The organism is Tardiphaga sp. (genome assembly GCF_041424195.1).
Lineage (GTDB): Bacteria > Pseudomonadota > Alphaproteobacteria > Rhizobiales > Xanthobacteraceae > Tardiphaga.
Map to the genome: position 1 here is coordinate 1 of NZ_JBGMOE010000102.1, position 9,382 is coordinate 9,382.

10 protein-coding genes are annotated in these 9,382 nt (G+C 61.2%); 8 read left to right on the forward strand and 2 right to left on the reverse strand.

Going from position 1 to position 9,382, the window contains the following annotated elements:
* Window position 1: 1 nt before the first annotated feature.
* Both ACEK02_RS15055 and ACEK02_RS15060 read right to left on the reverse strand, forming a co-directional pair.
* On the reverse strand, window positions 2-586 hold the full coding sequence (locus ACEK02_RS15055) for a hypothetical protein (RefSeq protein ID WP_371422478.1): 585 nt from the start codon (window positions 584-586) through the stop codon (window positions 2-4).
* 101 nt (window positions 587-687) lie between these two features.
* Window positions 688-1,152, reverse strand: coding sequence for a hypothetical protein (locus ACEK02_RS15060; protein ID WP_237364602.1), 465 nt, complete (start codon window positions 1,150-1,152; stop codon window positions 688-690).
* A gap of 381 nt (window positions 1,153-1,533) precedes the next feature.
* Here ACEK02_RS15060 and ACEK02_RS15065 point away from each other — a divergent pair, with 381 nt between their 5' ends.
* From ACEK02_RS15065 to traC, 8 genes are all read left to right on the forward strand, one after another.
* Window positions 1,534-1,854: a TrbC/VirB2 family protein gene (locus ACEK02_RS15065; RefSeq protein ID WP_126001922.1), complete on the forward strand. Its 321-nt coding sequence runs from the start codon at window positions 1,534-1,536 to the stop codon at window positions 1,852-1,854.
* A 58-nt stretch (window positions 1,855-1,912) separates the two neighbouring features.
* Window positions 1,913-2,203 (forward strand): type IV conjugative transfer system protein TraL, encoded by a 291-nt coding sequence (gene traL, locus ACEK02_RS15070; protein WP_062787941.1) that lies wholly within the window; start codon window positions 1,913-1,915, stop codon window positions 2,201-2,203.
* Window position 2,204: 1 nt separating this feature from the next.
* The gene (locus ACEK02_RS15075; protein WP_237364601.1) at window positions 2,205-2,771 is read left to right on the forward strand and encodes a type IV conjugative transfer system protein TraE; all 567 of its coding nucleotides are present in this window, start codon (window positions 2,205-2,207) and stop codon (window positions 2,769-2,771) included.
* Complete coding sequence (locus ACEK02_RS15080) at window positions 2,771-3,580, forward strand: type-F conjugative transfer system secretin TraK (RefSeq protein WP_237364626.1); 810 nt, start codon at window positions 2,771-2,773, stop codon at window positions 3,578-3,580. The genes ACEK02_RS15075 and ACEK02_RS15080 overlap by 1 nt, the downstream gene beginning before the upstream one ends.
* 1 nt (window position 3,581) lies before the next feature.
* On the forward strand, window positions 3,582-4,922 hold the full coding sequence (locus tag ACEK02_RS15085) for a TrbI/VirB10 family protein (RefSeq protein ID WP_062787937.1): 1,341 nt from the start codon (window positions 3,582-3,584) through the stop codon (window positions 4,920-4,922).
* A 94-nt stretch (window positions 4,923-5,016) separates the two neighbouring features.
* Entirely contained in the window at window positions 5,017-5,787 is a 771-nt protein-coding gene (locus ACEK02_RS15090; protein ID WP_371422479.1) for a DsbC family protein, read from the forward strand.
* Window positions 5,784-6,785 carry a TraV family lipoprotein gene (locus ACEK02_RS15095; RefSeq protein ID WP_245652755.1) on the forward strand — a complete coding sequence of 334 codons (1,002 nt, stop codon included), beginning with the start codon at window positions 5,784-5,786 and terminating at the stop codon, window positions 6,783-6,785. Before ACEK02_RS15090 ends, ACEK02_RS15095 begins: the two co-directional genes overlap by 4 nt.
* A gap of 1 nt (window position 6,786) precedes the next feature.
* Window positions 6,787-9,381: a type IV secretion system protein TraC gene (gene traC, locus ACEK02_RS15100; RefSeq protein WP_371422480.1), complete on the forward strand. Its 2,595-nt coding sequence runs from the start codon at window positions 6,787-6,789 to the stop codon at window positions 9,379-9,381.
* Window position 9,382: the final 1 nt, after the last annotated feature.

Sequence of the window (9,382 nt, forward strand, 5' to 3'; positions counted from 1 at the left end):
TTTATTCCGGTGAGACCGGCCGATCCGTGGCCCCTTTTATTCCCGGTGTTCTCAAGAGCAGAAGGCTCAGCGTTGATATGTGGGCAAGATGAGCGCGTCTCGCCATGACGGCACCCACCTCCTTGACCAGTTTCTCCACAACGGCCTGCCGCAGCGGGCCAGCCCATTCCTTGCGCACTTCGGTCCCGTCCATGCCCTCTATCTCGTCGAGCGCAGCCACCAGCATCGACGGCAGACCCTCGAAGAGTTCCGCGAGCATCGCGATTGATGTCTGGAAACGCTCGTCAAGGAAGAGCTTTGGATTGCGATAGTTCTCTACAGCGATGATGGCTTGGATGATATTGATGTCCAGCGCGTCGAGGATCTGCTGGAATTCAAATAGATACATGGCTGCCCGTTTGGCGGGATCATGATGAAGCAACAGTCCTAAGCGGGTCTTGCTGATACCTGTCTTGAGCGCCAGCTTACGCTGTCCGATGCCATGCTCCGACATCGCTTCAAGGATCAGCGGGATGAAGTCCCGCTGATCGGCGCCGGCTGAACAACAGCCTTCGTCCGAGGCCTCGATATGGGCAAAGGATGACAAATTACCGTCTCCTGTTGCACGTTCGGTATGAAACGAAACACAGGGGCAGCTACTAATCAACCCTCGCATGGATGTGCGGTTACGATCAGCGTGGCCGTTAACTATCTGAACGGGACCACGTTATCTGGCGGATCGTCGTCGCCGGCGGGCTGTGAGGAGGAGACGCAAGCGGAACTGTCCAGCCCAATTCTCTGAAGTATTTTCGCCGCCTTCTGATCGACAATGTAAAGAAACAGCATGATCGAGAGGGTGTCGCCCAAGCTGATCTCAGAGCCTAAGCCCTCCGAAATAAGACGTTTTGCTGCATCGAGGCTGTCTGCGCTCGACTTCGTGATTGTGAGATCGATGCGGATATCACCGGTAGTGGGTATTGCCGACAGATGATCGCGAATTGTCTTCGGATCGTGGGACTCCAGCGCACAAGGTAAGTGGACACGCTCCGCCAACAGGCTCTCAAGGGTCTGGTAGCATCGGGTCTCGTTCGAGCGAAGGCGCAGGCTCTCCGTCGTCAGATTGAACAGGTGCTCCGAAATGTTGAGCGCGAGCGTGCACTGATCTCCCGTCATCGAACCTGCACCAGGCTGTCCTTCATCAGCATGTCTTGAGTGCTCATATCGTCGACAAGAATTCTGCCCGGCCGACGGGAATTCACCGACTCCGGTTAGCGAATCTAACCTGAGCCATCGATGACGGCAATTATCAGCGCATATGCCGACTCGGGAAGTGGCCTGCCCCGGAAAAGGGGGCGGCTTGCCCCGAGGTCTGGGGCATTGTGCCCCGCAGGGAGGGGCATGCCGCCCCGCAAGGCGGGGCGCCTCCTTGAACCGTTCAAGATTCTTTCGCGAGTCGAACATGGTTGGGGGGAAGTTCGTTGCCGCCCGCCGTTTGACCTGACCACCTTTTGATTGGGCGCGGATCAGTCGCGTTCCGTTTGAAGGGAAACTCTCATGCAGACTGTCCTCAAGTACAGCGGTCGTGCGGAGCTGGCGGTTCTCGCCCTCATCGCACTGGTGATCGCGCTGTTTCTTCTTGCCGGACCGGCCTTCGCCGGTGCCGACACCACGTTCGATACCGCCCTGACGAAGTTCACCGACTTCCTCGAAGGGTCGGGCGGCAAGATCATCACCGTCCTGTCGCTCGCCGGCGGCATCGTCGCGCTGGCATCGGGCCGCTTCTCGATGGGCCAGATCGCAATTCCGGTCGGCGTCGGCGTGGGCGCCGGGACCGGCATTCCGATCGTCACCTCCACCGTCACCGCAACGATCTGAACAGTCCAAGGGGCGGCCGGAATAGCAGATTCGGTCGGCCTGCGGGGAGGGTGGTGTTATGGCCGCGGACAAGTACGTCATTCCGTCTCATCTGGATGATCCTGAGCTAATCGGGCTGTGGACGCTGGATGAGTTCCTGGCGATGGTGATCCCATTCGTCTGGGGTATCCTGTCTCAGCATATCCTTATCGGCATGTTGCTTGCGGGCGCTGGCTGGTGGGGACTGAAGAAGGCTAAGGCAGGGCGGGCGACCTCCTGGCTGCTGCACATGGCCTATTGGCATCTTCCGGCCGGCTTCACCGGCATGAAGGCCACGCCACCCTCCTATCTCCGGTTGATGGCGGGTTGAGATGGAGATTTCCTACACCCACGCCCAAAGCCAGCGAATCCTCAAACAGCGCAATATGCTGGTGGTCATTGCCGGCATCCTGGGTGCCCTTTGCGCGATCTTGGCGCTCATCACAGCTACTCGCGACCGTGAGGTGGTCCTTCAGCCAATTCTTGGATCCCCGCTGGTCGTGAACAGCGCCGGCGTGAGCCGAGAATATCTTGAACTGGTGACGCGCGACACGGCCGTGCTGACGCTCGACCGCAGCCCGGCGAATCTCGAATACTGGATGAAATCGGTCCTCGATATCACCGCGCCTAGCGCGCAGGGGAAGATCCGCGCCGACCTCATGAAGATCGTGAACGAACAGCGCGGATCATCGATCGCGCAGTTCTTCACCATCCAGCAGATGGAAATCGACCCGAAGAACCTGTGGTCCACCGTTACGGGCGATCTCCACACGATCGTCGGCAACAAGGTCGTCGCCAACGAACGTCGAACCTTCCGCTTCGATTGGCAATACTCCGGCCTGTCGCTGAAGCTTGTCGGCTTCGGAATGGTGACGACCAGCAAGGAAAAGGATCAGTGATGTCGGTCTATGCGATCGGCAGCGCCGCAGTCGGCGTTGTCTTCCTCTCCCGCGTCTACTGCGTGCTGAGCCGTTGCTTGGGCGCCGGGCTGGTGGCGTTGAGCTTCGTCCTGCTCGCCTCGCCGGCATGGGCGGATCAGACCGTCATGGCGGCGGATGGCAGCCAGGTGGACTGTGCCGCCTCGGCGAAGGATCTCACCAGGATCAGCCTTGTCGAAGACGAATTCGCATCGGTCTCGAAGATTTCGACAGGCAACCCGCAGGACGACTTCTCGGTCGTGAACGAGCCTGTGCGCGGAGATATCTACCTGTCTGTGCCCGATGGCTTCACCCGTCCGGCGCTCTCCTTCTTCGCCACGAGCAAGCGCGGCTATGTCTACAAGATCGTCTGCCGGATAGCTGGCGATCAGGCGGTGCAGCTGTTCATCTCGAACCCCGCGATCGCCAAAGCGAAGTCCGACGAGAATGGCACGCCAGAGGTGGCGGTCGCCGCCAACCCGCAGGAGGCCGCCGTCGAGCTCGTCCAGGCCATGTATGCGAACAGTGTCGCCGACGGCTACGAAATGCGCCAGCGCACGCTGCGGCCGGTCTACGTTGGCAACCTCAAGGTCCAGATGATCGCTGAATATCGGGGGTCGGCTCTGACCGGGCGGGTGCTGCGCATCGAGAACCGCGGCCCTGAACCCATCACGTTGAGCGAGGCGACGGTCGCGCCGACCAGTGCGCTCGCCGTCTCGATCGCCGAGCCGAAGCTCGATCCTGGGAAGGTCACGACGGCCTATCTCGTCTCACAAACCGGGAGGCAGTGACATGGCCTGGACCGATTTCCTCAAGCGCAAGCGCGAGCCCCTCGATGGTGGTGATGAGAATCCGGAGGGGGTTTCGCCGATCGCGGCCGATCTCTCTGCGAACGAAAGCGTGCGGAAGAAACAGCGGATGCTTCTCGCCGGCGTAGCCGGGGTCGGGCTCGTTGCATCATCCTTCTGGATCTTCGGGGACGACGACAAATCGAACAGCGCCGACAGCGACGAGACGGCCAAGGTCCAGGTGTCAACCAAGGACATGGTCAACAAGAACCTCAACCAGCAGGAGTGGATGGCGCTCTCTGAGAACCAGATGCAATCGGTCGAGAACCAGCTGAAATCAGTCAACGGCCAGCAGCAGCGTATGGATCAGCTCTCGCAGCAGATCGAGCTGTTGAAGGGCGAAAACCAAGCTATGCGCGCGGATGGCTCCCGCGTTCTTTCTGCCTACCAGCAAGAGAATGAAGCGCTGCGTCGGGAAGTTGCCGCCGCTCGCACTGCGCCACCTCCCGCGCCCGGGCCCAGCGCGATGTACGGACCAGGCGGAACGCAGGCCTATCAACGTCCGGATAGCCCAGGCGCCCCTGGTGCCGGTCGCGCGATGCCGATGGCGGCCAGCGCGGAGGTAAAGTTGGTGAGCTTCCAGACGGCCGACACAGGCAATGCGACCCGTGTGGCAAAGGGAACGACGACGTTCAGCGACAGCATCAACTATTTGCCGCCGAACAGCTTCGCGAGCGCCAAGGTGATCGTTGGGGTCGATGCAAGCGCGGGGGTGAACAGCCAGACCGATCCGCTGCCGGTGGTGCTGCGCGTCACTGGCCCGGCGCGCTCGGTCTATCAGAACGGTCGGCTCCTCACGACGAAGATCGAAGGCTGTCTCGTCAACGGCGCCGCGCGCGGCGAACTTTCGAGCGAGAAGGTCTACGTCAAGCTGCAAAAAATGACCTGCCCACAGCCCGGTGGGCGCTACGCGGTCTCGGAGGTGAAAGGCTTCATCGCGTTCGGAGGCAAGACCGGCGTGCGCGGCCGGGTAGTGAGCCGCGAAGGATCACTGGCGATGCAAGCCTTCCTGGCCGGTCTGGTCAGCGGCGGCGGCAATGCCCTCAACACTGCCTTCAATCAGCCGCTCGCAAGTATCAGCACCGACGGAGAAGGGGGCCTCAATCGCACGCCGAACTTCGGCAGCGTGGGTTTGCGCGCGCTCGGCGGCGGCGCCGCTGAGTCCGGCAAGGACGTCTCGAAATATCTGATCGAGCGCGCTGAGCAATACCAACCCGTCATCGAGATGCCGACCGGCATCGACGTTGAAATTGTCTTCTTGGAGGGTGTCTATGTCCGCAACTGATCGTTTGCGAAAGCTCCGCGCGCTCGCGCGTCCAGCCCCAGTCGTGGCGGCGATAGGCGCACTCTGCATCGCCGGAATTGCCCTTGCAGCTGACGTGGCCGGCAAGGACGAAGCCAAGGTCAGCCTTCTCCTCAAAACGAGGCTTCCCAAGACCCCGCTTACGAAGGTTGACTGCGAGAAGATCGACGGCCTGTGCGAGGTAACGGCCGGCGCAAATCTCTTCTACGTCAATCATGGTGCGCGATATCTGATCATCGGCCGTGTCTACGATATGGAGACGCGCCAGGATCTGACAGCAGCCCGGCTGCTGGAAATCAACCCGGATATGCTTGTGGGAGGGGCCGCCAAGGCGAACGCCGTGGCGGCCGAAGGGGGAGAAGCCGACGGGGCGACGACGCCTGTCGGTAAACCTGGGAAAGTGACCGCGCCGGTGCGGCCGGTTGTTCTGAACCTGTCGGGTCTTCCGTCTGATGGCGCGATCGTCTGGGGCAATCGCACCGCGAAGCAAAGCGTCACGATCTTCACCGATTTTCGCTGCGGCTATTGCAGGGCGCTGACGAACGTGTTGCGCGGCATGGATGTGAAGGTCGTCGAGCGGCCGATCTCCGTTCTTGGCAGCCGGGATATCGCGGATCGTGTCTATTGCTCGAAGAATCAGGAGCAGGCGCTGCACGCCGCCTATGCCGGTGAGCCGTTCAAGGGGCCGACGGCGTGTGACACCAAGGGACTCGACGCCAATGAACGGTTCGCACGCGAGCATGGACTCAACGCGACGCCGATCATCGTTCGAGGCGATGGTGCCGTGCTTGAGGGGTATCGGCCAAAGGAATTCCTCGAAGCCTGGCTGCGGGGAGGCCAGTCGTGAAGGCGGTGCGGCTCGATCGGGCACCGTTGCTTCGCGGCTCGACAGCACTAGCGGCGCTCAGCCTTCTAGGAGGATGTGCGACCTTCGGCAGCAATGTGAAGGGGAGCTTCTCGTGCGCCGCGCCGGACGGTATCTGCGCACCGTCAGCTTCGATCGACGACCGGGCGCTGGCCATGATCGCGGAGCAGGGTGCAGTTGGCGACCCCTCGCCAGCGAGCGGGCCGCCCCGCCGCCTCTCGTCAAAGCCGTCCCGCACAGCGTCGTCCAGTCACGTAATTCCGGTCTCGCCACTCGATGCTCGCCGCACGCAAGAGCGCGTGCTGCGCATCATTTTCCAACCCTATATCGATGAGCGTGGTCGGCTCCATGAGGCGAGCGCGATCCATGCGGTGGTCCAGAGCGGAGAGTGGCAGCAGCAGGTGCTGGCCGACGCGACATCGATCCCGGATCGCAACGCCATCGCGGCTGGCCCGCAACCGGAATCGCTCGCCGATGCCGTAGATCGCGCAGACCTCGCGACGATCGAGGCCGGGGGCATGGATCCCAATCTTCCCGATCCTGCGGTCGTCGCCGCGGCGCGCGCTCGGCGCATCGACCCGGTCAAAGCGATCCAGAACGACGTTGCGGCCCGCCTAGCCCCCAAGGCGGGCCGCACACCAACGCCCATCCCAAGGGAGATCGGCAAGAGGCAAGCGGAGACCCGAAGTGTCGATGGAGCGGCGCAAGCGATCCCAGCCTCTAAGCTGAAAGTCGACGGTTCGTCGACGCCGCCTGTATCCGACGCCGCCGCCGTACCTGTATCCGCTCCGAAGACGACGGTCGGCGCTGAAGCGCTGTCCCGGATCAAGGCCTCTCCGGCATTCCACGAACGGGCTGCCCAAGCGGAGAGCGACGCGCGAGCTGCCGGTCAAACCGGCGGCGTTCCTGCAACGAACGTCAAGGCGCAGCCGACAATCGGCGCGGCGGGTTTCCCTGCCGTGGTGCCGGAGGATAAATGAAATGGCACGCGGCTTTCTGGATGAGCTGTTGTCGGGCATCTTCGGAGACACCAAGCGGCCCGACGTGCAGCGTCCGGACCTCTCAATCCCGATGCTGGCGCACTGGCTGCCTTATCGCAGCTATGATCCCAAGACGGGAATCTTCTATAACAGCGCGTCACGGGGTTTCGTCATCGAAGCCGCGCCACTCGTGGGAGCCGACGAGCGCACCGGCGAGATCCTGTCGCAATTTATGTCCGAAGGCGTCCCGGCGCCTGGATGTCTTCAAATCCATCAATGGATGTCGCCGCGCATAGGAGAGCGCCTGTCCAAGTGGTATGTCCCGCGCTACTCGGCGCGCGGCGTCTATGAACGGATGGCAAAGCATCGGGTCGATTTTCTCACGGATGGCGTCTGGGAATCGCTCTCGGCCGATGCACCCTTCTGCCTGCGCAATCACCGCGTCGCGATCTCCTATTCAACCCCGGAATCATCCTCCATAACGGTCGAACAGATCGTCTCGCTGATGGACGGGCTGATTTCCGCGCTCCAGTCGGTGAACGTCGCGGCGCGCAGGATGGATCCCGTAGCCCTTATCGGGTGGATCGACGACATTACTTCTCCAACGACAGCGGCCGGCGAGGACGCCGTCAGCTACAACCCCCTCGATCCCATCGCCGATCAGGCAATCCGCCGAGACATCGAACTGCATATCGAGCCGGACCGGATGCTGCTGCGGACCGAGCGCTTTCGGCCGACGGGCAAGACGTTGAAGGGCGCGCCGGAGATCGGTGAGATTTATCCGGACGTGTTCGACGTGCGCTCCTTCTCGGTGCGCAATCTCCCGAGCCGTTGGGCGCCGTGGGATGTGACGCGGCTGATCGGCGACATGTTCACCGACAAGCTGCGCATGCCCTGTCCGGTCGCGACCAATCTTTGCATCGAGTTTCCCGACCAGCAGGCCTCAACCAACAAGGCCAGCTACAAGTTCATGCGCACCACCAGCCTGGCCGATTCCAAGTCGTCGCGATTTCTGCCTCAACTCCGCGAACAGTCGCAGGAATGGCGCTACGTCAACGAGGAAATTCGACAAGGCCGCAAGCTCGTGCGCGTATTCTTCAGCGCCACGTCATTCTCGCCCAAAGGGCAGGGCGACAGCAACGAGCGCGTCCTGAAATCGATCTACCGAGCCGCAGGCTGGGACCTGCTCGATGATCGATATCTCCAAGTCATGGGTCTGCTTTGCGCGATGCCGATGACGATGGCGAATGGTCTGTCGAAAGATCTTGAACGCATGAAGCGGATGCGCACCCTGCTCACGACGACGGCCGCCAATCTTGCGCCGCTGCAGGGCGAGTATCTCGGCGGAACCATACCGCATTTGCTACTCATCGGCCGCCGCGGCCAGCCCTTCTTCTGGAGCCCATTCGAAAACAGCGCGGGCAACCACAACGTCGCGGTGTTCGGCAAGTCGGGATCCGGCAAGTCGGTGGCGTTGCAGGAGCTTTGCGGCTCATTGTGCGGCGCCGGGGCGCGCGTGGTAGTGATCGACGACGGACGGTCGTTCGAGCATTCGGCGAAGTTGCAAGGCGGCGCTTTTGTCGAGTTCACCATGAGCTCGGGCTTCTGCCTGAATCCGTTTTCAATGATCGACGAAACGCAGGCTGTCGAAGACGAGGATTATCTTCTCGACTGCATGGCGATGCTGAAAGCGATCATCAACCAGATGTCGCGGCATATAAATCTACTCGACGATACGGAACGTGGCCTGATCGACGGAGCGGTGAATCAGGTCTGGGAAGCGCACGGAAGCCGTGGCTCGATCGATCTGGTAATCGAGGCGCTCGAGGCGACAGGGAACGGGCTCGCGGTCAATCTCGCGATCGCGATGCGACCCTTCTCATCCGGCGGAACTTATGGCCGCTTTTTCCAGGGAGAGGTTTCGTTCGAGCTTAAATCTCAGCTCACCGTCTTCGAATTATCCGACCTGTCCGCGCGTGAGGAACTGCGCAGCGTTGTCCTCACGGCGATCATGTTCATGTCGCAGCAGATGATGCGCAAGCTCGATCGCTCGATTCCAAAGGCGCTGCTTCTCGATGAAGCGTGGCAAATGCTCCGTGGGGGTGCGATGGCCGATTTCATCGAGACCTATGCGCGCACATGCCGGAAATATGGCGCCTCCCTCGTCACGGCGACGCAGTCGCTGAACGACTACTACAAATCGGCCGGTTCGATAGCCGCGCTCGAAAACTCCGACTGGTTCGTGATCCTTCAGCAGAAACCGGAGACAATCGCGGACTTCAAGAAGCACGATCGTTTCGAAATGGACGATTATACGGACGCCCTGCTTCGTTCACTGAAGCGTAACGGCTTCGAATATTCCGACATCATGATCAAAGGGCCTGATACCTTGGCTGTTGGCCGTCTGGTGCTGGATCCTTATTCGGCGACCCTCTTCTCTTCGAGCCCCAAAACCTTCGCCGCGATCGACGCGCTCATCGCGGAAGGTTTGAGCATCGATGAGGCGATCGAGCGGATCGCCTTCCCCGACAATCCTGAAAAATTGAGAACACCGGGAATAAAAGGGGCCACGGATCGGCCGGTAGCACCGGATTAAA

Excerpts from the sequence above, each read along its gene's own strand:
- traL (WP_062787941.1), top strand. The coding sequence starts at position 1,913 with ATGGCCGCGGACAAGTACGTCATTCCGTCTCATCTGGATGATCCTGAG.
- ACEK02_RS15065 (WP_126001922.1), top strand. The coding sequence starts at position 1,534 with ATGCAGACTGTCCTCAAGTACAGCGGTCGTGCGGAGCTGGCGGTTCTC.
- ACEK02_RS15080 (WP_237364626.1), top strand. The coding sequence starts at position 2,771 with ATGTCGGTCTATGCGATCGGCAGCGCCGCAGTCGGCGTTGTCTTCCTC.
- ACEK02_RS15075 (WP_237364601.1), top strand. The coding sequence starts at position 2,205 with ATGGAGATTTCCTACACCCACGCCCAAAGCCAGCGAATCCTCAAACAG.
- ACEK02_RS15060 (WP_237364602.1), bottom strand. The coding sequence starts at position 1,152 with ATGACGGGAGATCAGTGCACGCTCGCGCTCAACATTTCGGAGCACCTG.
- ACEK02_RS15085 (WP_062787937.1), top strand. The coding sequence starts at position 3,582 with ATGGCCTGGACCGATTTCCTCAAGCGCAAGCGCGAGCCCCTCGATGGT.
- traC (WP_371422480.1), top strand. The coding sequence starts at position 6,787 with ATGGCACGCGGCTTTCTGGATGAGCTGTTGTCGGGCATCTTCGGAGAC.